The organism is Rhodococcus sp. NPDC049939 (genome assembly GCF_040656415.1).
Taxonomy (GTDB): Bacteria; Actinomycetota; Actinomycetes; order Mycobacteriales; family Mycobacteriaceae; genus Rhodococcus_F.
This window is the reverse complement of sequence record NZ_JBFAMC010000003.1, coordinates 302,261-326,318: the sequence shown is the minus strand read 5'-3', so window position 1 is coordinate 326,318 and position 24,058 is coordinate 302,261. Positions and strand designations below refer to the sequence as shown.

General features: G+C 63.7%; 24 protein-coding genes, 1 tRNA gene and 1 riboswitch. Of the genes, 11 read left to right on the top strand and 14 right to left on the bottom strand.

The window, feature by feature from the left end; translation table 11 throughout:
• Positions 1-71: 71 nt before the first annotated feature.
• Together AB0I57_RS13720 and AB0I57_RS13715 are read left to right on the top strand one after the other, a co-directional pair.
• Positions 72-1,049: a YncE family protein gene (locus AB0I57_RS13720; RefSeq protein ID WP_358335761.1), complete on the top strand. Its 978-nt coding sequence runs from the start codon at positions 72-74 to the stop codon at positions 1,047-1,049.
• 351 nt (positions 1,050-1,400) lie between these two features.
• Complete coding sequence (locus tag AB0I57_RS13715) at positions 1,401-1,565, top strand: hypothetical protein (RefSeq protein WP_358335758.1); 165 nt, start codon at positions 1,401-1,403, stop codon at positions 1,563-1,565.
• Between the two features lie 166 nt (positions 1,566-1,731).
• Here AB0I57_RS13715 and purB read toward each other — a convergent pair whose 3' ends face one another.
• The 4 genes from purB to AB0I57_RS13695 form a co-directional block, all read right to left on the bottom strand.
• A complete protein-coding gene (gene purB / locus AB0I57_RS13710) occupies positions 1,732-3,153 on the bottom strand; it encodes an adenylosuccinate lyase (RefSeq protein ID WP_358335754.1) in 1,422 nt (473 codons plus the stop codon).
• A 22-nt stretch (positions 3,154-3,175) separates the two neighbouring features.
• Positions 3,176-3,805 (bottom strand): TetR family transcriptional regulator, encoded by a 630-nt coding sequence (locus AB0I57_RS13705; protein WP_358335751.1) that lies wholly within the window; start codon positions 3,803-3,805, stop codon positions 3,176-3,178.
• A gap of 98 nt (positions 3,806-3,903) precedes the next feature.
• Positions 3,904-4,317 (bottom strand): DUF1707 domain-containing protein, encoded by a 414-nt coding sequence (locus tag AB0I57_RS13700; RefSeq protein ID WP_358335748.1) that lies wholly within the window; start codon positions 4,315-4,317, stop codon positions 3,904-3,906.
• A gap of 186 nt (positions 4,318-4,503) precedes the next feature.
• Positions 4,504-5,676 (bottom strand): pyridoxal phosphate-dependent aminotransferase, encoded by a 1,173-nt coding sequence (locus tag AB0I57_RS13695; RefSeq protein ID WP_358335745.1) that lies wholly within the window; start codon positions 5,674-5,676, stop codon positions 4,504-4,506.
• 118 nt (positions 5,677-5,794) lie between these two features.
• On the opposite strand from AB0I57_RS13695, the gene AB0I57_RS13690 reads away from it, so the two are divergent.
• On the top strand, positions 5,795-6,631 hold the full coding sequence (locus tag AB0I57_RS13690; protein WP_358335742.1) for an alpha/beta hydrolase: 837 nt from the start codon (positions 5,795-5,797) through the stop codon (positions 6,629-6,631).
• 270 nt (positions 6,632-6,901) lie between these two features.
• Positions 6,902-7,975: a methyltransferase domain-containing protein gene (locus AB0I57_RS13685; protein WP_358335740.1), complete on the top strand. Its 1,074-nt coding sequence runs from the start codon at positions 6,902-6,904 to the stop codon at positions 7,973-7,975.
• 11 nt (positions 7,976-7,986) lie between these two features.
• Here AB0I57_RS13685 and purD read toward each other — a convergent pair whose 3' ends face one another.
• From purD to AB0I57_RS13670, 3 genes are all read right to left on the bottom strand, one after another.
• Positions 7,987-9,240 (bottom strand): phosphoribosylamine--glycine ligase, encoded by a 1,254-nt coding sequence (gene purD, locus AB0I57_RS13680; protein ID WP_358335738.1) that lies wholly within the window; start codon positions 9,238-9,240, stop codon positions 7,987-7,989.
• Positions 9,241-9,354: 114 nt separating this feature from the next.
• Positions 9,355-11,550, bottom strand: a complete 2,196-nt coding sequence (locus tag AB0I57_RS13675) for a glycosyltransferase family 39 protein (protein ID WP_358335737.1) — start codon at positions 11,548-11,550, stop codon at positions 9,355-9,357.
• Positions 11,547-12,800: a bifunctional glycosyltransferase family 2/GtrA family protein gene (locus AB0I57_RS13670; protein ID WP_358335735.1), complete on the bottom strand. Its 1,254-nt coding sequence runs from the start codon at positions 12,798-12,800 to the stop codon at positions 11,547-11,549. The genes AB0I57_RS13675 and AB0I57_RS13670 overlap by 4 nt, the downstream gene beginning before the upstream one ends.
• 129 nt (positions 12,801-12,929) lie before the next feature.
• Between AB0I57_RS13670 and AB0I57_RS13665 the strand changes: the two genes are divergently transcribed.
• Positions 12,930-13,355, top strand: coding sequence for an HIT family protein (locus AB0I57_RS13665; RefSeq protein ID WP_358335732.1), 426 nt, complete (start codon positions 12,930-12,932; stop codon positions 13,353-13,355).
• A 22-nt stretch (positions 13,356-13,377) separates the two neighbouring features.
• Here the strand turns inward: AB0I57_RS13665 and AB0I57_RS13660 are convergent, their stop codons facing one another.
• Positions 13,378-14,760 (bottom strand): HAMP domain-containing sensor histidine kinase, encoded by a 1,383-nt coding sequence (locus AB0I57_RS13660; protein ID WP_358336427.1) that lies wholly within the window; start codon positions 14,758-14,760, stop codon positions 13,378-13,380.
• Positions 14,761-14,837: 77 nt separating this feature from the next.
• Complete coding sequence (locus tag AB0I57_RS13655) at positions 14,838-15,554, bottom strand: response regulator transcription factor (protein ID WP_358335729.1); 717 nt, start codon at positions 15,552-15,554, stop codon at positions 14,838-14,840.
• A 122-nt stretch (positions 15,555-15,676) separates the two neighbouring features.
• Positions 15,677-15,738: riboswitch (guanidine-III (ykkC-III) riboswitch) on the top strand.
• 10 nt (positions 15,739-15,748) lie between these two features.
• On the opposite strand from AB0I57_RS13655, the gene AB0I57_RS13650 reads away from it, so the two are divergent.
• Entirely contained in the window at positions 15,749-16,063 is a 315-nt protein-coding gene (locus AB0I57_RS13650) for a multidrug efflux SMR transporter (RefSeq protein ID WP_358335726.1), read from the top strand.
• Between the two features lie 71 nt (positions 16,064-16,134).
• Positions 16,135-16,470, top strand: a complete 336-nt coding sequence (locus tag AB0I57_RS13645; RefSeq protein WP_358335723.1) for a hypothetical protein — start codon at positions 16,135-16,137, stop codon at positions 16,468-16,470.
• Between the two features lie 53 nt (positions 16,471-16,523).
• Here the strand turns inward: AB0I57_RS13645 and AB0I57_RS13640 are convergent, their stop codons facing one another.
• Complete coding sequence (locus tag AB0I57_RS13640; RefSeq protein WP_358335721.1) at positions 16,524-17,336, bottom strand: class II aldolase/adducin family protein; 813 nt, start codon at positions 17,334-17,336, stop codon at positions 16,524-16,526.
• Between the two features lie 200 nt (positions 17,337-17,536).
• Positions 17,537-18,757 carry a helix-turn-helix domain-containing protein gene (locus AB0I57_RS13635; protein WP_358335719.1) on the bottom strand — a complete coding sequence of 407 codons (1,221 nt, stop codon included), beginning with the start codon at positions 18,755-18,757 and terminating at the stop codon, positions 17,537-17,539.
• A 260-nt stretch (positions 18,758-19,017) separates the two neighbouring features.
• On the opposite strand from AB0I57_RS13635, the gene AB0I57_RS13630 reads away from it, so the two are divergent.
• The gene (locus tag AB0I57_RS13630; protein ID WP_358335716.1) at positions 19,018-19,503 is read left to right on the top strand and encodes a hypothetical protein; all 486 of its coding nucleotides are present in this window, start codon (positions 19,018-19,020) and stop codon (positions 19,501-19,503) included.
• A 171-nt stretch (positions 19,504-19,674) separates the two neighbouring features.
• A complete protein-coding gene (lpqV, locus tag AB0I57_RS13625; protein WP_358335714.1) occupies positions 19,675-20,121 on the top strand; it encodes a lipoprotein LpqV in 447 nt (148 codons plus the stop codon).
• A gap of 164 nt (positions 20,122-20,285) precedes the next feature.
• On the opposite strand, the gene AB0I57_RS13620 is transcribed toward lpqV, so the two are convergent.
• Positions 20,286-20,357, bottom strand: a tRNA-Thr gene (locus AB0I57_RS13620).
• 89 nt (positions 20,358-20,446) lie between these two features.
• Here AB0I57_RS13620 and AB0I57_RS13615 point away from each other — a divergent pair.
• Both AB0I57_RS13615 and AB0I57_RS13610 read left to right on the top strand, forming a co-directional pair.
• Positions 20,447-20,827, top strand: a complete 381-nt coding sequence (locus AB0I57_RS13615; RefSeq protein ID WP_358335711.1) for a nuclear transport factor 2 family protein — start codon at positions 20,447-20,449, stop codon at positions 20,825-20,827.
• A 1-nt stretch (position 20,828) separates the two neighbouring features.
• Positions 20,829-22,316 carry a threonine/serine exporter family protein gene (locus AB0I57_RS13610; protein ID WP_358335707.1) on the top strand — a complete coding sequence of 496 codons (1,488 nt, stop codon included), beginning with the start codon at positions 20,829-20,831 and terminating at the stop codon, positions 22,314-22,316.
• A 72-nt stretch (positions 22,317-22,388) separates the two neighbouring features.
• On the opposite strand, the gene AB0I57_RS13605 is transcribed toward AB0I57_RS13610, so the two are convergent.
• A complete protein-coding gene (locus AB0I57_RS13605) occupies positions 22,389-22,628 on the bottom strand; it encodes an MbtH family protein (protein ID WP_358335704.1) in 240 nt (79 codons plus the stop codon).
• The gene (locus tag AB0I57_RS13600; RefSeq protein ID WP_358335701.1) at positions 22,625-23,974 is read right to left on the bottom strand and encodes a SidA/IucD/PvdA family monooxygenase; all 1,350 of its coding nucleotides are present in this window, start codon (positions 23,972-23,974) and stop codon (positions 22,625-22,627) included. Before AB0I57_RS13600 ends, AB0I57_RS13605 begins: the two co-directional genes overlap by 4 nt.
• Positions 23,975-24,058 lie beyond the last annotated feature (84 nt).

Sequence of the window (24,058 nt, the reverse complement as noted above, 5' to 3'; positions counted from 1 at the left end):
CTCGCATTCCGACCGCCGGCTCTCCCCTCTGCACGGTTGATCCGTTTTGTTCCTCTCAGGCAGGAGAAAATGTGCATCACCACAGTAGTTTCCGCAGGTATCCCACGTTTCGGTCACGTGTTCGGCGTCTGGTGCTCGGGTTGACCGCCGTCGTTGCGATGGTGCTGGGTATGGCCGGTGTGGGGGCGGGGGCCGCGGCAGCCGATACCGTCATCGCCACCATCCCTGTCGGCTCGTTCCCGCAGGGGGTGGCGATCACCCCGGACGGTGCCTTCGCCTACGTCGCCAACACTGGTCCCAACACGGTGTCGGTGATCGACGCCGCCACCAACATAGTCGTCGGCGCACCCATCCCGGTCGGGGCCGCCCCGCAGGGGGTGGCAATCACCCCGAACGGCGCCTTCGCCTACGTCGCCAACTTCGGTCCCAACACGGTGTCGGTGATCGACACAGGCACGAACATGGTGGTCGCCACCGTCCCGGTCGGGGGCGGGGCCGCCCCGTTCGGGGTGGCGATCACCCCGGACGGGGCCTTCGCCTACGTCACCAACTTCGGTGCCGACACGGTGTCGGTGATCGACACCGCCACCAACATGGTGGCCACCACCGTCCCGGTCGGGGGCGGGGCCGCCCCGGCCGGGGTGGCAATCACCCCGAACGGGGCCTTCGCCTACGTCACCAACTTCGATGCCGACACGGTGTCGGTGATCGACACCGCCACCAACACTGTAGCCACCACCGTCCCGGTCGGGGCCGACCCGTTCGAGGTGGCGATCACCCCGAACGGCGACCGCGCCTACGTCACCAACCGTCTTGCCAACACGGTGGATGTGATCGACACCGCCACCAACATGGTGGTCACCACGGTCCAGGTCGGGGTCGCCCCGGGGGGGTTGGCGATCACCCCGGACGGGGCCTTCGCCTACGTCACCAACAATGGCGACGACACGGTGTCGGTAATCGCCATCGACCAGTGCCTCGGCTCGCTGTGCCTTGACCTCGGCTCGCTCACCGGAAGCGGATCCGGGGCTGGCAGCGCCTTCAGCTGACACTCGCACAGCGCACGCCGATGATGCCATCACCGGTGACCGTACCGGTGGTGGCGTCATCCGGTTCGTCCACGCGCATGAGCGGCGAAACAGGGCTCTGGGTACGGTCCCGGCGCTCGATCCAGCCTCGTGTGCGTTGCGACCGTGGACGTTCCGGCGTGTCCGAGATCGAGATAGCTATCTGATGGTTAACATCTGATGGGCTGCCGGTGCTCGCATTCCGACCGCCGGCTCTCCCCTCTGCACGGTTGATCCGTTTTGTTCCTCTCAGGCAGGAGAAAATGTGCATCACCACAGTAGTTTCCGCAGGTATCCCACGTTTCGGTCACCGTCGGACTCGCCCCGGTCGGGGTGGCAATCACCCCGGACGGGGCCTTCGCCTACGTCGCCAACCGTGACGATGGCACGGTGTCGGTAATCGCCATCGACCAGATCGACCAATGCCTCGGCTCGCTGTGCCTCGACCTCGGCTCACTCACCGGCAGCGGCTCCGGGGCCGGCAGCACGTTCAGCTGACACCCCACCGATTGACCCGGATGATGCCGTCACTGTGAGGATGACGGTGTCGTCCGGTGTGGAGGGAGTCGGCGGTGGTCGGGTGGACTGGAGGGCCGACCGTGTCACAGGCCGGTTCTACATTGCTGGCTGCGACGATCAGACGAGCCGATTTCGAAATTCGTTGTCACAGAATAGCTCCGGGAACGTATCGAGCGGCGTCGGGATTGGCGTCGACGAGCTTCTGCACCTCGGCGACCACCGAATCGACCTGTGCACCCGCAGCACCGACGAACGCGCTCCTGTCCGCAAGTGCCTCGTCGAGTGCGGCCCGATCCAGCCCCAGACGCTCGTCGGCGGCGAGGCGGTCGAGCAGGTCGGGCTCCCTGCCCTCCTCACGCATCCCGAGCGCGACGGCGACGGCGTGCTCCTTGATGACCTCGTGCGCGGTCTCGCGCCCCACCCCGGCGCGAACGGCCGCCATGAGGACCTTGGTGGTGGCGAGGAACGGCAGGTAGCGGGCCAGCTCGTTCTCGATGACGGCCGGGTAGGCGCCGAACTCAGCGAGCACCGTCAGGAACGTCTCCATCTGGCCGTCGATCGCGAAGAACGCGTCGGGCAGCGCGACACGGCGGACGACCGAACAGAACACGTCGCCCTCGTTCCACTGGGCACCGGCCAGCTCGGCGGCCATCGAGGCGTAGCCGCGCAGCACCACCTGCAGGCCGTTGACCCGCTCGCACGAGCGCGTGTTCATCTTGTGCGGCATCGCGGACGAGCCCACCTGACCGGGCTGGAAGCCCTCGGTGACCAGCTCGTGGCCGGCCATCAGGCGGATGGTGTGGGCGAGCGACGACTGCGCGGCACCGACCTGGACCAGCGCGGACAGCACATCGTGATCGAGCGAGCGCGGGTACACCTGGCCGACGCTGGTGAACACGTGCGCGAAGCCGAGATGCTCGGCGACCTTGGCCTCGAGCTGCTCGAGCTTCGCGGCGTCACCGCCCAGGAGGTCCAGCATGTCCTGGGCAGTGCCCATAGGCCCCTTGATGCCGCGCAACGGGTAGCGGTCGATCAGCTCACGCACACGGGTGAGAGCGACCAGCAGTTCGTCGGCCGCCGACGCGAAACGCTTGCCGAGTGTGGTGGCCTGCGCGGCGACGTTGTGCGAGCGTCCTGCCATCACGATGCCGGTGTACTCGGCGGCCCGCTCGCCCAGACGGGCGGCGACGGCGACACCGTGGTCGTATACGTGCTCGAGCGAGCGAAGCACCTGCAGCTGCTCGACGTTCTCGGTGAGATCGCGGCTGGTCATGCCCTTGTGAACGTGCTCGTGGCCGGCGAGGGCATTGAACTCCTCGATGCGCGCCTTCACGTCGTGACGGGTCACGCGCTCACGAGTGGCGATCGACTCGAGGTCAACGTTCTCCAGCACCCGCTCGTAGTCGGAGAGGGCCTGGGCGGGCACATCGATCCCGAGTTCGGCCTGAGCACGCAACACGGCCAGCCACAGCTGACGCTCGAGCACGATCTTGCGCTCCGGCGACCACAGCTCGTTGAGATCGGGGCTGGCATAACGGTTGGCAAGGACATTCGGGATGCGGCTCACGAGTCCTCAGCTTACGGCGACCCTACGGTCGAATGTGGTCCGGCTTGTCCACCGAGGGCGCCACGATGTCGACGACGTCGAGCAGCATGGTTCGGGCGAGTGTGCGCAAGTCGGCGTCATGCTCACCGAGCGAGGTCAGCATTGCGCCGTCGACCACCGCGACGAGTCTGCGCATCTGCTCTTGCCGGACGTCCCGTTCGGAGCGGCGCAACGCCTCGGAGAGTAAGTCATGGAGTTGCACGCCCAACCGCACCTGGACGTCACGCAACTCGGGGTGGCGCGCACACGCGGTGAAACGCTCGTACCGCGAAATCAGCCGATCACGGCAATCCACGCTGATCAACGAGGGTCCGATAAGAAGATCGAGGAGGAGATCAACGGTAGATTCCGGCCCACGGGGACGGTGCGTGACATCCTCGACGCGTGACCGCATGACTGCGAGGTCGCGGTTTCCGTTGCACTCGACTGCCTTCGCGATGAGGTCGTCGAGGGACTCGAAGTAATAGGTGGTCGACGCCAGCGGCAGGTCTGCGCGTGTCGCGACCGAACGGTGGCGAACCGCGTCGAAACCACCCTCGAGAAGCAAATCGGCGGCAGCCTCCACGAGCGCCTGACGGCGTCGTTCGCCTTTGGGAGTTACCGCGGTAGACACAGATTCATCTTCCCAGCTGAGAGCGTCGCACCAGGGCAAATTCGAGCACAGACTGCAAAGTCAGTGGACGTGCTCGGGGTTAGCTCGAGTTTTTCCCCTCACCCCGCACCGCATGACCGTCGGCCGACGTAGACCCGGGCGAGAACGAGCCAGACTATGGGCAGGAACACGAGTGGCGGCACACGGACCGTGACGACCCACAGGATGGCAGCGAGCACGGCCAGCACGAACACCAGCATTCGTAGTGGTGCGGTATCACGTTCCGGACTTCGCTTCACCTGCTGGGAGTCGGCGCCGAAGTGCGGTCTGTCCGGCAGATCCGCAAACAAGGGCGTGAGATCCCCGACTGTCTTGGCGAGGTACGCCTTGCGCACTCGGGTGTCGAACTCGTCGGTGTCGAGGCGCCCGGCAGAGTAGTGCTCGGCGAGAGTGGCCGCGGCCTTCTCCCGTTCCACTGTTCCGATACGTACTCCACCAGGAACGGGTGGCTGTGGATGACTGCTGTCGCTCATGTCGTCGCCTTTATGCCCGAGGTTCCTGTAATACTGTAATCATACTCACGGTCGCTTCTTCTGCGGCAGGTCACGTCGACGTTTTCCGTGCCTTCCCGGCCCTCCCGGCCTTCTTCACCGCCCGAAAATGCGCCCGTCTCCATCGAACAACCTCGCAGATTGCACCGCAAGTACTGGCGTCGCCGACTACGGCTGAATCCAGCGGCCCAGCCGGACCAACGCTTCACGGATCTCCGCGGTGGCGCCGGCGAAAGACAGCCGGACCGTGCGATTGCCACGGACCGTGTCGAAGTCGACGCCGGGCGCCAGCGCCACACCGGTGTCCTGGAGCAGGCGCGAGCACCACTGAGTCGATGTCTCGGCGCGGGTTTCGTCGAGCAGGTGTCCGATGTCGGCGTACACGTAGAACGCACCATCCGCAGGGGCGAGATCGCTGATACCCAACTCCGGCAGGCCTGCAAGCAGAAGTTCACGATTGACGGAATAGCGCTGGACGTGACTGTCGAGTTCGGACCTCGACTCGGGGGTGAACGCGGCGATCGCCGCGTACTGGGAGATGGCAGGCGGGCACACGGTCATGTTCGACGAGAGGCGCTGCAATGCCGGGCGCAGTCCCGACGGCGCGAGCATCCAGCCCAGTCTCCAGCCCGTCATCGAGAAGTACTTGGACACCGAACCCACGGCAACGGATTCGCGGGACGTCTCCCATGCGCTGGTCATCACCTGGTCGCCGTAGCCGATGCCGTGATAGATCTCATCGGAGATCAGCAGTGTCCCGTGATCGTCACACCAGCGAGCCAGGGCGGCCAACTCATCGGCGTCGATCACAGTGCCGGTCGGGTTGGCGGGGCTCGCGACGATCAAGCCGGCGGGTGGCTGTGGCAGGTCCTCGAGCATTGCAACCGTCGGCTGGAATCGGGTGTCGGGTCCGCAATCGATCTCGATGACCTTGCAGCCGAGGGCGGCAAGCGTATTCCTGTAGCCCGGGTAGCCGGGGCGAGCCATCACTACCGTGTCGCCGACGTCGAAGGCCGCGAGGAACACCAGCGTGAAAGCCCCCGACGAACCTGTCGTCACGACCACGTCGTCCGCATCGACATCGATGCCCGACTTGCTGGAGTGGTACTCGGCAATGGCCTCGCGCAGCGGCACGATTCCGAAGGTCTCCGTATAGCCGAGTAGGTGCTTGCCGAGCGCTTCGCGCGATGCTCGCAGAACCGGCTGAGGCGCCGGGGTGGACGGCTGCCCCGCAGCTAACGTAAGCACGTCGCCGTGAGTGCCTTGCCGCTCGATCGCCGCCTTCCACACGTCCATGACATGGAAGGTTTGAATGTTGGACCGCTGAGATTCGTGGTGCACCCATTGACGCTATCGCGGCTCGCCTACGTGTGGACCAAAGTGTCTCGATACAGCTCGACTGTTGGGCTGATCGCCCTGGGGACTGTCCACAGCGACACGTTGAGACGACACTGGAATGATGGTGCCCGCATCGACGTCGCTGCGCGTTCTGGCGGTCGTTCTCGTGCTGGTGCTTGCACTGATCGCGGCGCTGTGGGTGTTTCAACGGCGACTCATCTACTTTCCCGACTCCACGCCCGTCCCTCCGGCATCGCAGGTGCTGCCCGGGGCCGAGGACGTCCGTTTGACCACATCCGACGGGCTCGAACTCGGCGCCTGGTACGTGCCGCCGACCGCCGCGGACCGTGATGTGACCGTACTGATCGCGAACGGAAACGGAGGGAACCGCTCTGATCGAGCACCATTGGCCGGCGAACTCGCGGCCGAAGGATTTGCGGTGCTGCTGTTCGATTACCGGGGGTACGGCGGCAACCCCGGACGACCGACCTCGGCGGGGCTCGCGTTGGACGCGCAGGCGGCATACCGATTTCTCGTCGAGCAGAAGCAGGTGTCACCTGCCCGAATGCTGTACTTCGGGGAGAGCCTCGGCACAGCTGTGGTGAGCGAACTAGCGCTGGAGCACCCCCCTGCTGGACTGTTGCTCCGGTCGCCGTTCACCGATCTCGAGTCGCTGGCACGGCGAATGTTCTTCGGACTGCCCATCGGGTTCCTCTTGCTCGATCGATTCGAGGTAGCCGAACACGTGGCGCAAATCGACGTACCGACGACCGTCGTGTACGGCAGCGCCGACGAACTGGTGCCGCCCGCGCAAAGCATCGCCGTCGCCGAAGCGGCAGGCGGACCTGTCGACCTCGTCAGGCTCGACGGCGCGGGCCACAACGACCCGGTCATGTTCGGCTCCGAAGTCGTCGACGCGGTCAAGGCCCTGGCAGACAGATCGATCGTGCAACGGTAGCTGGCGCACACCCCGGACTTGCCGAACGGTTGCTTCGTGAGAGCGGATGCACCGAAATGGAAGCAACTCCTCCTCGTCGAGGAGGGCGGTAGTGAAGAGATCGAAGAGTTTACGGCGGTTCGCCTACCTTCCCGATCGTCCCAGGCAGCACAGCTTTTTCGAGCGTAGGGTGGGGGCGGCGGTTATGCCCGGAATAGCCCAGAATGGTCGGCCGCAGTCGGCACAACCGTAGCCAGATTCGGAAACCGGACAATCGGGAGCACAACCATCATGAACCAGTCCCTCGCCGTGGACAATCTGCGGCGTTCCGTCAGCGACTATTACGGTCGACAGCTTCAAGGCACCGACGACCTCAAGACCAGCGCCTGTTGTGACGCGGAAAACGTCCCCGAATGGCTGAAACCGGTCCTCTCCGCCATCCACCCCGAAGTGCTCGCCCGCTACTACGGTTGCGGACTGGTGTCCCCTGCTTTGCTGGATGGCCGTCGCATTCTCGATCTCGGCTGCGGAACCGGGCGTGACGTCTATGCCCTGGCCCAACTCGCGGGCAGTGAGGGTCGTGTCACCGGCGTCGACATGACTGATGAACAGCTCGATGTGGCGCGCACATATCAGGACTGGCACAGCCAACGTTTCGGCTTCGACAACACACAGTTTCTGAAAGGCTATATCGAGGAACTCGACCAGCTTCCCCTCGAGCCCGGCAGCTTCGACGTCATCGTTTCCAACTGCGTCGTCAACCTAGCCGCCGACAAGGAGGCCGTGCTTCGCGGTGTGTTCCGACTGCTCGAGCCCGGCGGTGAGTTCTACTTCTCGGATGTCTACGCCGATCGCAGGGTGCCCGAAACACTTCGTGAGGACGAGGTGCTGTACGGAGAGTGCCTGAGTGGCGCCTTGTACTGGAACGATTTCCTGACCCTGGCCAAAGCCTCCGGATTCGCCGATCCTCGCCTGGTGACCGATCGTCCGCTCGACATCACCAACGCCGAGGTGGCCTCCAAGATCGGAAACATCGGCTTCCATTCGGCGACTTACCGCCTGTTCAAACTGGACGGCCTGGAGACCGCCTGCGAAGACTACGGCCAGGCGGTGGTCTACAACGGCGGTATAGCCGGGCAGCCGGGGAGTTTTCTGCTCGACAAGCATCACGAGATCGAAACCGGCAAAGTGTTTCCCGTGTGCGGCAACACGTGGCGCATGCTCGCCGACACGCGATTTGCTCCGTACTTCCAGTTCCTTGGAGACTTCTCACACCACTACGGCATCTTCGCGGGCTGTGGCACCGACGTCCCGTTCACCACCTCAGCTGAAGCCGCGGGAGCGCAGGCCAGCTCCTGCTGCTGAGACATTCGCCGTCACGGCACAGCAATTCGCCCTTCGACTGCGGCGAGGCCGATGTCCTTGCGGAAGTGGCTTCCCGGCAGTTTGATGGTGGCGATCTTGCTGTAAGCCTCGTCGCGTGCGGCCGTGAGATCGGGGCCGACCCCGACAACGCTGAGAACCCGGCCTCCCGCCGAAACTACTTGATCTTCAACTATTTTCGTACCAGCGTGCAAAATTCCGTCGCCATCCGACCCTGTGATGACATCGCCAGTGCGCGGCGTTGCCGGGTAGAACTCAGCTGCGAGCACCACGGTCACCGCAGAGCCGTCGTGCCATTCGAGCGGTGCAACCTGATCCAATGTTCCGGTCGCCGCCGCGTTCAGTAGTTCACCGAGCGGGCTCTCCAGAAGCGCGAGAACCGCCTGAGCCTCGGGATCGCCGAACCTGCAGTTGAACTCGACGACGGCGGGGCCTTCCCTGCCGATCGCCAGCCCGGCGTAGAGCAGACCACTGAAGGCACAACCGCGTGCGACGAGTTCGGCGGCGACCGGCTTGACCACCTCGTCGACGATGCGAGTCACCGTCTCGTCGCGCAGCCACGGTAGCGGCGTGTAGGCGCCCATGCCTCCAGTGTTGGGTCCTGTGTCGCCGTCGCCGACGCGCTTGTGATCCTGGGCGGGAAGCAACGGCACCACGGTCTCGCCGTCGACAACACAGAACAGCGACACCTCGGGCCCATCGAGGAAGGATTCGAGGAGGACGGGGTGGCCGTTCTCGAGCAATTCGGCCGCGTGATCTCGGGCGGTGTCGCGATCGGTGGTGACCACGACGCCCTTGCCCGCCGCCAGGCCGTCGTCCTTGACAACCCAGTTGGGTCCGAAGCGATCCAAAGCCTCATCCAGCTTGGCCGGATTGTCGACGATTTCACTGTGTGCGGTTCTGACGCCGGCTGCTGCCATGACATCCTTGGCGAACGCCTTGGACCCCTCGATACGAGCGGCGGCGGCGGACGGACCGAAGCAGGCGATCCCGGCCGCGCGGACAGCGTCGGCGACACCGAGGACGAGGGGTACCTCGGGGCCGATGACGACGAGGTCGGCCTGCACCTTCACTGCCAGATCGGCCACTGCCTCACCCGACGCGATGTCAACGGGGAGCTGCTCGGCAACCTTGGCGATCCCGGCGTTGCCGGGTGCGCACATCAGGGCAGTGACACTCGGATCACGACTGAGAGCGAGAAGGAGGGCATGTTCACGGGCTCCGGAACCGATAACAAGTACGCGCACGAGGTCAGCCTACGGCCCACGCCCTGGCGAGGGGAGGCCAGGGCGTGGGCCTCGGGCGGGCTACGTTGTCGGCGTAGCCCGCCCGCATCCACTTGGGCTGGGAAGGATCACCAACTACCCACCGTCGGTAGTGAGGTCATACAAAGTCACCCCTTCGACGGTGGTCGCTGTGAACTGCTCCGCCACCCAAGCGGAGATCTCCGAGGCCGGTCCCTGCCCTCTCAGCCTGCCGGGGTTTGCGATGAAGTAGTGGATCTGCCCCTCCTCGACGTACTGCTGGAATTGATCCAGTGTCGGCGACGGGTCGGTGCCGTTGAAGCCACCGATCGGCATGACCGGGTCCAGCGTGGCCAATTGATAGCCGGACGCGGTGTTGGATCCGATGGTCGCCGCCACCCACGTGTACTGATCCGAGTCGGCCTCTAGTAGTGCGACGACCTCCTCGCCCGGGGTGCTGGCGTTCAACAGGCCACCAGCCGCTCCGCTGCTCGGGGCTCCCATTCCCCCGCCCTGGATTGCGGTGCCGCCGTCGGGTCCCATGCCGCCGGGCGGGGTAGGCATGCCGGCACCGTCGGGTCCCATGCCACCGGGTGGGATAGGCATGCCGGCACCGTCGGGTCCCATGCCACCTGGCGGGGTAGGCATGCCGGCACCGTCGGGTCCCATGCCACCTGGCGGGGTAGGCATCCCGGCACCGTCTGGTCTCGTGCCGCCGGGTACCCCCGTGGCGCCCCCCGGCATCCCCATGCCGTCCGTCGTCGCAGAACCGCGCATGCCGCCGAAACCCCTGTCATCGTTGTCGACTTCGGGGCCGGCCGAGACGAGCGACCCCTGCTGCGCGTCGGCAATCGTGTAGAGCGTGTACGCGGTGGGTCCGGCGAGACCGGTGAACAGGGAACACAGCACGGCGACTACTGGGATTCGACCACGTGTCGACGCGGGGATCACCACCAAGGCGGCGGCCACGACACCAGTGGCGACCACGACCCACTTCAGCCACGGCATGAAGGATGCACTGCGGTTCAGCAATATCCATGCGGTGGTGGCCGTGACGAGCAAGGTCGCGGACATCACCGCACGCACCCACGGTGTGCCACGGTGTCTCCACGCCGTAGCCGAGCCGATCGCGACGAGAGCCGCGACTGCCGGTGCGAGCGCGACGGTGTAGTACGCGTGAAAGATCCCGGCCATGAAACTGAAGGTCAGACCGCTAACGAGCAGCCACAGCCCCCACACGACGAACGACGCCCGCTGGCCATCGACGCGCGGAGCCTTGCCGCGCAGAACGAGTCCGACTACCAGCAGAATCAGCGCGGCCGGGATCAGCCAGGCGATTTGCCCACCCTGCGCAGGGTCGAACATTCGAGTGATGCCAGGGCCTTCCCACATCCTGTCCATCGGGCCGCGAGCCGGAGCGCCTGTCAATGCGGCACCGGCACCGCCCGCCCCATTCGCGCTGCCGGGCCCGACACTGCCGATCTCGTTGCCGTTCAGCCGGCCGAGGCCGTTGTACCCGAGTGTGAGTTCGATGATCGAATTGTTCTGTGACCCACCGATCCACGGCCGGGAGGATGCCGGCCACAGCTCCACAGTCAGCACCCACCAACCTGCCGAGACGATCATGGCGCCGAGCGCGGCGAAGCACTGGGCAAGGCGCTTGCCGAACTTCGGCGGTCCGGCAATGAGGTAGGTCAAGGCAAGTGGTGGCACGACGAGCATCACCTGCAACTGCTTGGTGAGGAAGCCGAAGCCGACGAACACACCGGTGAGGACGAGCCACCGAGTGCGCCCGTCCTGGACGGCCCGCAGCATCGCCCACACGGCGGCGATCATCAGCAGCACGAGCAGTGCGTCGGGGTTGTTGAATCGGAACATCAGCGCCGCAACGGGAGTCAGCGCCAGCACCAGGCCGGCGAGAAGACCGGCGGATACACCGAACCACCGCTTCACGGTCGCGTAGAGCAGCGCAACCGATCCCACACCCAGCAACGCTTGTGGCAACAGCATCGCCCAGGAGGACATCCCGAAGATCCGCGCCGACAGCGCCATCAGCCACAACGACATCGGCGGTTTGTCGACGGTAATCGAGTTGGCCGCGTCGGACGAGCCGAAGAAGAACGCCTTCCACGACACCGAACCCGCCTGCACGGCGGCGGCGTAGAACGGGTTGGCCCAGCCGGAGGCACCGAGACCCCAGATGTATGCGACGGCGGTGCCCAGCAGCAGCGCGGCGAGTGCCCAGCGCTCCCAGCGTCGACGCGTCTGGGCCTCCGACGCCTCGGTTGCGGGCATCTCCAAGGTTGTGGTCATGCAGGGGCTCCTTCGGATCGAGCGTTCCGGAACACCCAGCGAAGGGCGATGAAACGGGTCACGGTGGCAACAAGATTGGCGACGACGAGCACCGCGAGTTCGACGTGCTTGGATACGTCGGGTGCAGCGGAGTGAAGCAGGAACAGGGCACCGCTGGTCAACGACAGGCCATAGGCGAAAATGATCAGACCCTGGATCTGATGTCGTGCGACGCCCTCGGGTCCGCGGACAGAGAAGGTGAAGGCTCGGTTCGCAGCCGTGTTGAGTACGGCAGTGATCAGCAACGAGACGGCGTTGGCCCACTGCGCGCCGACCATCGGGTGCAGACTGATGTACAGCAGCACGTACGCGATGGTGGACACGAGGCCGACAACCGCGAACCGAACCAGCTGACCGACCATTCCCCGCGGCACACCCGGCACCAGCGGCTCGCGACCGAAGCTCCTACGCAACGCTGTCAGAGGCAGTGACCCGGTGGACAATGCCCGGCCAACTCGCCAGACTCCCTTGAGGTCCTCGACTGCTGTGGTGACGATATCGACGCGGCTGTCCGAGTCGTCGATCCAGTCGACAGGGACCTCGTGGATGCGAAGTCCCGCACGCTCGGCGAGTACGAGCAATTCCGTGTCGAAAAACCAGCCGTGGTCCTCGACCAACGGCAGCAGTTGCCGCGCAACATCGACGCGGATCGCCTTGAATCCACACTGCGCATCCGAGAAGCGTGCGCGCAGTGCGCCGCGCAGAATGAGATTGTAACTGCGCGAGATGAATTCACGCTTCAACCCTCGCACCACCCGTGACGAGCGTGCAAGCCTGGAGCCGATCGCGATATCCGAGTGACCGGACAACAGGGGAGCAACCAAGGGCATGAGGGCATTGAGGTCAGTCGAGAGGTCGACGTCCATGTACGCCACCACCTCGGCGTCCGAGTCGCTCCACACGGCGCGCAGCGCCCGACCCCGCCCCTTCTGTTCCAGGTGAACCACCCGCACCCCATCCAACTCTTCTGCCAGCCGTGTCGCGATCAGGAGCGTGGAGTCGATGCTGGCGTTGTCCGCGATGGTGATGCGCGAGGTGTAAGGAAAGCTCCGGTCGAGGTGTTGCTTGAGTTGGCGTACGCAGTTCTCGAGTCCAGCTTCCTCGTTGTAGACCGGCACGACGACGTCGAGCACAGGTGCCGTTGCGGAGGTCTCGGGAATCTCGAGTCGACTCGTATCGCCCACAGCGCGGGGAAGGGAGTTCGTCGTCATGGAAACAAGATTCGCCTCACAGGCTCCCAGAACCCTGGATGCTGCCTGCGAACTTCCTGTGAGTCCGCCACGGGCATATTCCCGGCCGCCTGGAACGCACTCTCGGGCGCGAGCGCATACGCTCGCCTCATGGCATCTGTATTCAGCGCAATCATCAACGGAGATCTGCCCGGTCGGTTCGTGTGGGAGGACGAGGATGTGGTCGCGTTTCTCACCATCGCACCGGTCACCCAGGGTCACACACTGGTCGTCCCGCGCAAGGAGGTCGATCAGTGGCAGGACGTCGACGCTGAACTGTGGAACAAGGTCATGGATGTAGCCCGCACAATCGGCCGTGCCGTCCGTCCTGCATTCGCGGCGCCTCGCGCGGGTCTGCTGGTCGCCGGAATGGAGGTCCCTCACCTACACGTCCATGTGTTCCCCGCCTACGGTCTCGGCGACTTCGACATCAGCAAGGCCGACCCGCACCCGTCCGCGGAGTCGCTGGACGAGGCCGCCTCCAAGATCAAGGCCACCTTGCGCGAACTCGGGCACGTCGACACCGTTCCGGGCTGAAGCGCGCAGCCGTGTCTTGCGTCTAGCGGGACCGCGGCAGTTCGACCCGGAATGTGGCCCCTTCGCCAGGGGCGGTCTCGACGGAGACGGTGCCCTTGTGCGCGGCAACGAGCGCCGCAACGATGGACAGCCCCAGCCCGCTGCCACCACTCTTACGGGTTCGCGAGGCATCGGCGCGGTAGAAGCGTTCGAACACCCGCGCCGCGTCTTCCTCGCTGAGGCCCGGACCGGTGTCGGCGACCTCGAGGATCACCGATTCCTCGGTGGGGCACAGGCGCACAACGACATCGGCAGTAGTGGGCGTGTGTTTGGTCGCGTTGGCGACCAGATTACCCAGAACTTGCCTGAGCCGGGCCTCGTCACCCGACACCTCGAGGGTGCCGGGTCCGGGCCGAACGTCGAGTTCGATGGACCGCTCGGGGGCGACGGCACGCGCACCGTGAACGGTGTCCACGGCCATTGGCAGGAGATCGACAGGCCTGCTCTCGAGCGGTCGCTCGGTGTCGAGCCTGGCGAGCATGAGCAGGTCTTCGACAAGCAGGCCCATCCGGGACGCCTCCCCCTCGATGCGACTCATCAGAGATTCGGCGTCGGTCACCGCGCCCTGCCGGTACAACTCGGCGAAACCGCGGATCGTGGTCAGCGGCGTGCGGAGTTCGTGACTGGCGTCGGCAACGAATTGCCGCATCTTCTCCTCGGAGCGTTTGGCCGACTTCCCAGACGCCTCGGTGGCGGCGAACGCTTGCTGGATCTGTGCCAGCATGCCGTTCAGTGCCGCCGACAGCCGCCCGATCTCTGTGCGGTCATCGCGGGCCGGGATGCGCCGGTGTAGGTCGCCCGACGCGATGGCGGCAGCGATCTCCTCCACTTCGACAAGTGGGCGGAGGCTGCGTCGAACAACGAAGTACGCGGCAACACCGGCGACGATCAAGATGACCACGCCCATGCCCAACTGGAGCGCAATGAGCTGGGACACTGTTTGATCCGTCGGGGTCAGTGCAATCGCGATAGTGGTCTGAGCACCGTCCGGTGCGGTGGTGGTCAGAGCACGCCAGCGCACGTCGGAACCGTCCACGGAACCCACCGTCACGGGGCTGTTCCCGGGATTCGCCAGTAGATCGGGTGATGCGGATTCGTCGTTGATCTCGCGCACGACCATGCCGTTCGGCAGCACACTGCGCACGAAGAAGGGGCTCGGGGGCCGGTCCGGATCGGGTGGGACCCGCCGCGGCGCCGGGCGCGCCTCATGTGATTTCGCCCACCCCTGCGCTGCATCCTCGAGCTGTTGATCGATGCGGCGCATGAGGGAATTGTCGAGCGCTGTCGTCACCGCCACTCCCGACGCCAGGAGGCCCAGTGCGGTCACCAACAGGACAGCGCCGACGAGGGTGATCCGCAACGGCAGGGCCCTGATCCCGCGACGGGGCCGCGAACTCTCGGCGTCAGGAAACTCCGCCGGTGAATCACCGTCTACAGGGGTGGTCATCGTTTCGATTCGCGCATGACATAACCCACACCCCGGAGGGTGTGGATGAGGGGCTTCTCACCGGTGTCGACCTTCCGTCGCAGGTACGACACGTACGACTCGACCACGCCGACCTCGCCACCGAAGTCGTAGCTCCAGACGTGGTCGAGGATGCGGGGCTTGCTCAGCACGGTGCCCGCGTTGACCATGAAGTAGCGGAGGAGCGTGAACTCGGTGGGCGACAGCGATACTGGGTCGCCGGACTTCCACACCTCGCGGGTGTCGTCGTCAAGTTCTATGTCGGCGAACTTGATACGCGAGGACCGCTCCTCCTCCGACAACTTGCCTGCGCGGCGAAGGATCACTCGCAGACGCGTGACGACTTCTTCGAGGCTGAACGGCTTGGTCACGTAGTCGTCGGCACCGAGCGTGAGGCCATTGATCTTGTCCTCCACTGCGTCCTTGGCGGTGAGGAACAACACCGGCACATCGACGCCGTCGGCGCGTAGTCGCTTGAGAAGCCCGAACCCATCCACACCCGGCATCATCACGTCGAGGATCACGGCGTCGGGTCGGAACCTGCGAGCAGTGTCCAGACCTTCTGCGCCAGTCGATGCGTTGGCGACCTCGAACCCCTGGAATCGCAAGCTCACAGTCAGTAGCTCGACGATGTTGGGCTCGTCGTCCACGACGAGGATACGAGCTTCGGCAGGCTTCTCATTCACGGCCATCATCGTCACCCACAATGCTGCCCGCTCACTGGCAGGTCCCTGGGAACTTCCTGTGAACTCGAGAAAATCCAGTCCGCGGCGCCTAGGCCGTCGCGGACACCCCTCGTATCGGTTGTGTAGCATAGGGCTCGTCGATACGACATCCGGACGAGCGCACCGTACCCGGCCAGCGAAAAGACGGTGCACGGGAGCTTGTCATGGCATGGATCGTATTAGTACTGTCGGGAGTTCTGGAGGCCGTCTGGGCCACTGCTCTCGGCCGATCTGAAGGCTTCTCCAAACTCGGCCCCAGCGTTGTCTTCGGCGTCGGGCTGATCCTCAGCATGGCGGGTCTGGCATACGCGATGCGCGAACTTCCCATCGGAACCTCCTATGCGGTCTGGGTGGGAATCGGCGCCTCGTTGACTGTCGCCTACGCGATGCTGACGGGCAGCGAGAGCGCATCGCTCGTGAAGGTCCTGCTGATCGTAGGCATCGTGGGATGTGTGGTTGGCCTGAAGGTTCTGCACTGACCTGTCTCAGTCGAGGGGTTGTGGCAGTGGCCGGCAAGAAGGTGAGTATTGCGCATGGTATGAATTTGCGCATGATGCGAACCGTCGTTGCAATGCTGGCCACTGCCACTGTTCTACTCGGGGCATGTAGTTCCGAACCCGACAACGACACCGAGAGCGCGGCAAATGCAACCGCCGAGGCGTCAGCCGATTCCCTCGCCGAACAAGCCCTGTGCGAGAGCCTGCTTCAGTACGCGAGTGCTGCGGAGGAGCATGCGCAACAGAACGGGGAGACCTTCGACCGGACGACGGCCCTCGACAACCTCTTCGATCAGTCAGCCGAGACACCGGAATGGCAAGAAGCTACACCGGAACGCAAGGATCAGATGATCAAGGCGTACGACGCCGCGAAAACCGGCGTCTGCTGAATCTGCCGAGGACTTCGCGCCGCAAGGTAGCGGGTTCAGGGTCGGAGTGCCCGTCAGGTCAACAGATCGGGCTGCTCGTGGACAAGACTGTCGTAGATGGGCTGAAAGTTGAGCCACCCCATGTACGGGGTCCCGAAGTGTTGGCGGGTGTGCCTCGCTGCGTCCGGTGAGACCGGTTTCGGCGGCGTTGCCGATGCCTCGATCAACAGCTGTACCCGGCAGGCGTGTTCGAGGGCGATGAACCACCAGGCCGCTTCGTCAATGCTGTGCGTTCCTGCCGAAAACAGCCCGTGGTTCTGGTGGATGACGGCCTTGTTGTCGCCGAACCTCGAGCCGACAGCCTTGCCCGCCTCGACTTCGACCACGATCGCACCGGCTTCTTCCTCGATGACGGTGTGGTGCTCGAAGAACACACAGACGTCTTGGGTGTTTGGCGGTAGCAGTCGCCCCATGGCCGCCCATGCCGCTCCATGAACCGTGTGGGCATGGCACGATGCCACGATGTCAGGGTTGGCCTCATGTATTGCCGAGTGCAGGACGAAGCCGGCCCGGTTCGCAGCGTAGTTACCTTCTACGACCGTGCCGCTGTGATCGACGAGGATCAGGTTTGACACCTTGACCTGCGCGAACGGCACAGCGAAGGGATTCGTCCAATAGAGATCGGGGTTCTCAGGATCGCGGACCGTGAGGTGACCGCCGGTCCCGTAACTGAAGCCGAACTTGTCGAAAGCGCGGCACGCTGCCGCCAGGCGTTCCTTTCGATGACGACGGTCTTCCTCCGCAGACTTGAACGTAGGTAGGTCGGGGAACTTCAGCCCCGGTTGCACGGGTTGGTAGATGGATTGGCGCACCGCCGTCTTGGTCATGACGTCTCTCCTTTTCGCCGGCTCGATGTCGTGTTCGCAACCTGTCTGGATGCCTACCGCAATCGTCGGCGCGAGAGGTGGGACGTACCACCGCGTTTTGTCGCGAGATGGGGACTGCGACTTCCACGGTTCGTAGCAATGCCCTCGTCGATCCACATTCACTTCGGTTGTGAAGTCGATCACGAAGGTGGCTCTCGCGCTTACTTTTCTTGCAAGCGGGAGTACGCGTCCAGTAGTTCCATCGCCTTGAGTCCGAGGTGAAGAATTTGGCGTGCTTCGCCATCGTGGAGGCTCAGCTCGAGCTGCATTTCAATCTGGTTCAGCCGGTAGTAAAGCGACGTCCGGTGCAACCTGAGGCGATGGGCGGTGGCGGGTATCGATCCGCCCGAGGCCAGGTACAGCGTCAGCGTCTCACCGAGCACACCGTGAGGGTCGTCCTCGAGAAGTCGGCGCAGACTCGACGGAACTACGTCCTCGAGATCCTCGCGCCGCAGCCGCAAGAGGACGGAAAATACACCGAGATCGGAAAACGCCGCCAACGGTCGGAACTGCGGGAGCACAGTTGCGGCCTCAGCGGCCAACCGTGATTTTTGCTGCGCCGTACGCATCATGCTCAACCGTGTCGGATCATCGCACAATCCCATTGTGCAACAAACACTCTCGTTGAGAAGTGAGCTCACCGAGCCCAGGATGCGCCTTGCTTGCTCGCGAATGCCGGCCTTGCTTGGTGGTTGTTCGGCAACTGAGCAAATCGTCGCAATTCCGTCCTGGCACATGTGAGCCAGTCGAGAGCCCTCTCTCAGCTCCACGTTCGCCAGTCCGGCGTCGACCTCTAGAGCAAGCTCAGCGCCGTATTGCGAAGGGCTACCGATCTTCATCGTCATGACCACGGCATGTTCGACAGGACCGCCCATGATCTGGGCTGCCTGTGAGCGAGCCTGCTCTCGGGCGGCGTCGTTGTCACTGAGAAGGTCGGAGAGGAGTTTGGACCGGTGCGCCCGGCGGCGCTGCAGGTCTGCTTGGTCGCGATCGAGAATGCCGACCATCGTTCGAGTCGTCTGCATCGCCGTATTCAGTTCGACGTCGGTGAGGCCGCTCTCGGCTCGATCGATAATCATGAGCAGCGCCAGCAGGGTTCTTCCCTGCCGGATCGGGATCACGAATCGCTGCTTGAAGCCCAACGCCGGCGCGGCAGCAACGGTACCGGGCTCGCTCCAACTGCGGACCCCGAAGGAATGGATGTGTCGATAGACCTCGGGTACGGCAACCCGAGCCAGCACGGCCCGAACCCGGGCCTCGTCCTCGTCGCCGAAGTGGGCGCTAGTGGCAAGAATTCGAATCTCCGGGTCGGTGACAGTGACGGATCGCTGCAGCCGCGCCGCGAGACCATCGACCAACTCCTGTAAGTCGTGCGTCCGCAACACCTCACTCCTCAGACAAGCTGTGGCGCGCGAAAGGGAAGCAAACACCCAACGCCACCCGGCCGGCAATCAACCCACAATCGACTTTGGGTCGAAGCACGTTTCGGATCATCTGATATCTGGTTCCAACTATTGTCAATAGTCTGCAATCACGGCTCCTACTGCCAGTGACCAGCCGGATACGGCGTGGGAGGCATCGAAGATGACTTGACGCTCTCATTTTCCCTACGACGTAACAGGACACATGGTTTGATACGCGCATGACCGAGACTCGAGGCGATCCGGGGAAGAGACGTCCGATCTGGCAGAAAGTACTGTTCGGTTTGGCAATCGCGTTTTCGATCTTCGCTATCGTCATGCTGATGGCTGACCCGCCGGTGGATGACACCGACGCCGCGGCACAGGCTCCTGATTCAATGTCCGATCCGCGATGCAAACCCGCAGACCAATCACTCGTCGACTTCGTCGCGTCTGGTCTGACGAAACCTAATCAGAGTCTGACCAACGGAACGGTGATCGAAGACGGACGCCTCACTTTCTTCGGCGCAACGATCGTGGACACGGGCGGGAACATACAGAGTCGAGGGGATGTGTGGGTGGTGTTAGAGGGCCAGGCCTACTCGTCGACACGTTCTGCACGAAGCGACTCGAACTGGCCTGACGCAAGCGACTCGCTGGGTATACAAACGAGTGACCCGCGCGTACAGGCGGTCGATCGGTGCGTGGTCGACCTCGCGGGGTACTGAACCCCGAGCCGCCGAAGCGCCCCAACCGGTCCGCTTCCGATGGTCGTCGAAACTCCGAACCTTCCTGGGGGTGAGGCATTCACAGGTTCCGAGAAGGACGCGCAAGGCTTCACGCGCCAGATCGCGAGGGGAGGATAATCGTGAGGGCAGACCGAATGGTTTGATACCCGGATGAAACGGACAATTTTCGCACTCCTCGCCCCCGCAGCACTGCTCCTCGCGGGTTGCTCGTCGGGTGGGGCCGACGACGTGGCTGATTCCAGCGCTACGCCCGTCGCAGCGACAACCACCGAGTCAGTGACTACGAGTGCGACTCCGCCCGAGGAGCCCACGGGCATCTATGAGGTAACGGAGGCCGGCCTCACGACAGCGGTGAACGCGCCAATCACCGAGTCGGCGGACAAGATGGCGGAGGTATGCACCGAGGCGAAGGCCACGTTGTCGGCCTTGAATACCAACGACGTCGAGATGGTCCTCGCGCTAATTCAGATGACGGCGGAAGATTCGACGGAGAACTTCACGGTGCATACCGAGGGCGATCCGTGGGGCGACAGTACGCCCAGCGAGCAGGCTGCGATCATTGCGTCGCTGCATGCGGCCGCGAATGGCGAGTGCTGAACCTAGCTCCCGAGACTCGAAATAGCCCGCCGCCTCGGGTGAGGTGGCGGGCCGCTTGTCATGTCGACGGCCTGGGTCAGCAATGTGTGGCAGAGAATGCGTGAGGCCCGGTCTTCCTTGTAGGAAACCGGGCCTTGACTGCGGATTTTCTGCCGCAGAAGCGGAGCCCCCTGTCAGGATTGAACTGACGACCGCTCGCTTACAAGGCGAGTGCTCTACCACTGAGCTAAGGAGGCGTACGTGCGCTGGAGGCGTACGTGCGCGCCCATCATATCCATAGCAACAACGTCGCCTACTTTCGCCCATATTGGATAGCGTTGAAGCCATGACTACCTCGGAAATCGCCACCGTTCTCGCCTGGCACGACGCCCTCAACGCCGGTGATATCGACACACTGCTTTCCCTGTCGAGCGATGACATCGAGATGGGTGGCCCGACGGGCGCCAGCCAAGGGCTTCCCGCGCTGAGAGAGTGGGCATCGACGGCCGGAATTACCTTGATTCCCAAGAGGATGTATTACTACAACGGCGTTCTGGTGGTCGAGCAAGAAGCCACGTCAACCACCAATCCCGCAGAATCGCGTATCGTGGCGTCCGCATTCCGTGTCGTCCATGATCAGGTGATTTCCACGTTTCGCCACGACACCCTCGAGCTTGCACTCTCCAGCACCGATTTGACCGAGAAAGATCTTGTCTCCGACGCATAGTATGGCAAAACTCACAGAATCTCTTCAGTGCCTGACGGGTAACAGTCGCGCCACCGTCGATGTGGTCACAGCTGCACCGTCTCCTCTGCAACCGATCGATCTCACCGATGACGCGGCGGTAGCCGAAGTGCTCGACCTCGCCGTTCGCATCGGTGAGGTGTCGCTCGCGTCGGGCACCGGCGCGATGGACACCGCTGAGCACGTGCGGTTCATCGCCGCGACCTACGGGCTTGCGAAGTGCGACGTAGATGTCACGTACAACTCCATCGTGCTGTCCGCGCATCGCGGGCAGACACTCCCCCCGGCGAGCACCATGAGGATCGTGCGCTACCGGTCGATGGACTTCACCCGGCTCGCGGCCGTCGACCGACTCACACGACGGATCCGCCGGGAAGCCGTCACTCCGAGAGAAGCGCTCGAGTCCCTCAACAGGTTGACGACTGCCCCACACCCGTACAACCGGTGGATCGCAACATTGGCCTGGTCATCGATGGCGGCGTCGATCTCTGTGTTGGTCGGTGGTGGCGCGCTGGTCGCATCCGTCGCCTTCCTGACGACGATGGTGATTTACCGGGTCAACCTAGTACTCAATCGCATTGGTCTGCCGTTCTTCTTCCAGCAGGTGGTGGGAGGTCTCATCGCAGCTACCCCTGCCGCGACGCTGTACACGTTCCAGGAACAGCTGGGTGTGGATATCAGACCATCGCAGATCATCGCCGCGGGCGTGGTAGTGCTGCTGTCCGGGTTGTCATTGGTCGGCTCCGTACAGGACGCGATTACCGGCGCACCGATCACCGCGTCGGCCCGGTTCTTCGAGGTTCTCATGATGACCGGCGGCATCATCGCCGGTGTGGCCCTCTCGCTTCGTCTGACCAGCTTGCTGGGCTCGACGCTGCCACCTGTCAATGTCGAGGTCGCTGAGCCCGCTCGGTTGCCCATCCTGGTGATGTCTGGTGCATTCGCATCGCTGTTCTACGCGCTGGCCTGCTATGCCGAGAAACGTGCGCTCACAGCCGCGTGGATCGGCGGTGCCGCCGGTGCTCTGGTCTTCATGGTGTCGCAGCGGTTCGGTGTCGGACCGGTCATCGCTTCCGCACTCGCTGCCACGGTAGTTGGATTCGCCGGTGGTCTGATTGCCCGCCGCGCACTGACGCCGCCTCTAGTGGTCGTGGTGGCCGGGATCACGCCACTACTGCCTGGGCTGTCTCTGTATCGGGGTCTGTACTCCCTGCTGAACGATGAAGTGCTGATCGGACTCAGTGCGTTGCTGTCTGCGTTCGGTATCGGCTGCGCTCTGGCAGCGGGTGTCACATTCGGCGAATGGATTGCCCGGACCATGCGGAAACCGCGCATCTTGCGGCGAGTAGACGACATCCGGCGCCCTGTCTTCAAGAACGTCGACGGAGACCGCTCGAAAACCGAATCGTGGTATGAACAGCGACGCAGCTTCCCCGTCGTGACAAATCGGACTCTGCCGCCCCACAAATGAACGCAAACGACCGCCGGTGTCTAACCCGACGGTCGTCCGACGACGTCGAAGCGAGGCGGCGTCGACAAGAACTCAGCTCTTGTCGACTCTGGATTTCTCGTCCGCCTCCATGGCCTCACGCAGGCTCTTCGGCCGCATATCTGTCCAGTTCTTCTCCACGTACTCGAGGCACGCGGCCCGACTTTCTTCCCCGAAAACCACTCGCCAGCCTGCTGGCACCTCAGAGAACGTGGGCCACAGGGAGTGCTGGTCCTCATCGTTCACCAGCACGTAGAAGCGGCCTTCTTCGTCATCGAACGGATTGGTGCTCATCTCGCCTCGCTTGTCGCGTACGTGTCCTGTGCATTCACAGTAGCAAGCGTGCCGCTACGACCACGCCTTCTTACAACAGATGTAACGATCTCTCCTGCCCGCACGGCCACGTTCGACAGGAGCGACGACGTAATTCCGTGCGTTTTCTCGGTCCCGCCTTGCATATAGATTCCCGCTTCGATCTCACGCGAAACCGCCAACCGGTAATCGCGGCCCACGGCGTGTGGCGGCTCGGTTCTCGGCGCCAGGTCACCGAGAAGAGGCTCTAGAGGTGCAGGCGCAAACCCGGTAGCCAGGATCAAGGCATCACATGTGAGCGTGTCGGTCAGGCCGTCGAGTGCGCTGTGCACAGCCACCTCGATCCCGTCCGACGTTTCCTCGACAGCTACCACCTCCGAGGCACGCCGCATGAACAGACGCCTATGTCCGCGGACCCGTTCCTGATACTCGGTCGCGTAGATCTCGTTGATGAGTTCGATGTCGACAACCGAATAGTTGGTTCCCCTGTGAGTGTCCAGCAAGCGCAGCCGCTCTGCCTCGGGCGCGCCGTGCAGATCGTCGACGGCCTGGGGGTCGAAGATGCGGTTTGCGTAGGGGCTGTCGTCGGCCGGGCTGTAGCCGAAGCGCGAAAAGACGTTGTGGACTTCAGCTTCGGGATAGTTGCTGTGCAGGTACTGAACAATTTCCGCTGCGCTCTGCCCTGCACCGAGGACGACGAACCGCTGATGGACTGGGGCCGGCATCTCACCGACACGAAAGAGGAACTGATGGTTGTGGAAACAGCGCGCCGAGAGATTGGCCCACTCGGGGACTCGCTCCTGAAGGCCCAAGCCCATCACCACGTTGCGCGCGACAACCGAGGTGCCGTCGGCTGCCCTGACCTCGAGCCGGTCCACGACCCCGCGCTGATCCCGGATTCCGCGCACTGCCTCCACTGCGGTGCTGTAACGTACGTCGGCTTCGACTCGCCTCGCCGCCCATTGCAGGTAGTCGTTGAACTCGTGCCGCGTCGGGAAGAACGTTTGGTGATTGACGAAGTCGACGAGACGTCCCTGCTCGAAGAGGTAGTTGAAGAACGTGAACTCACTACGGGGATTGCGGAATGTCACCAGATCTTTAGGGAAAGCGATTTGCATCGTGGCACCGTCGAGCAGCATTCCTGGATGCCAGTCGAATCGGTCCCGCGCCTCGAAGAACTGTGCGCTGATTCGCTCGCTGAACGCGCAGGAGGCGTTGTGTTCCTCGATGGCGATGGCCAGTGCGAGATTCGCGGGCCCGAACCCGACACCGACGATATCCCGCACTGGAAGATGATCGGTACCGACAATTCCCGGTGATTCACTCATAATTCGCAATCCGTCCTCGACGCCGTGCCGCACTGGGCCCAGCCACCGTCCGTTGGAAACTGTAGCGAAGCCTATCCTTATTTA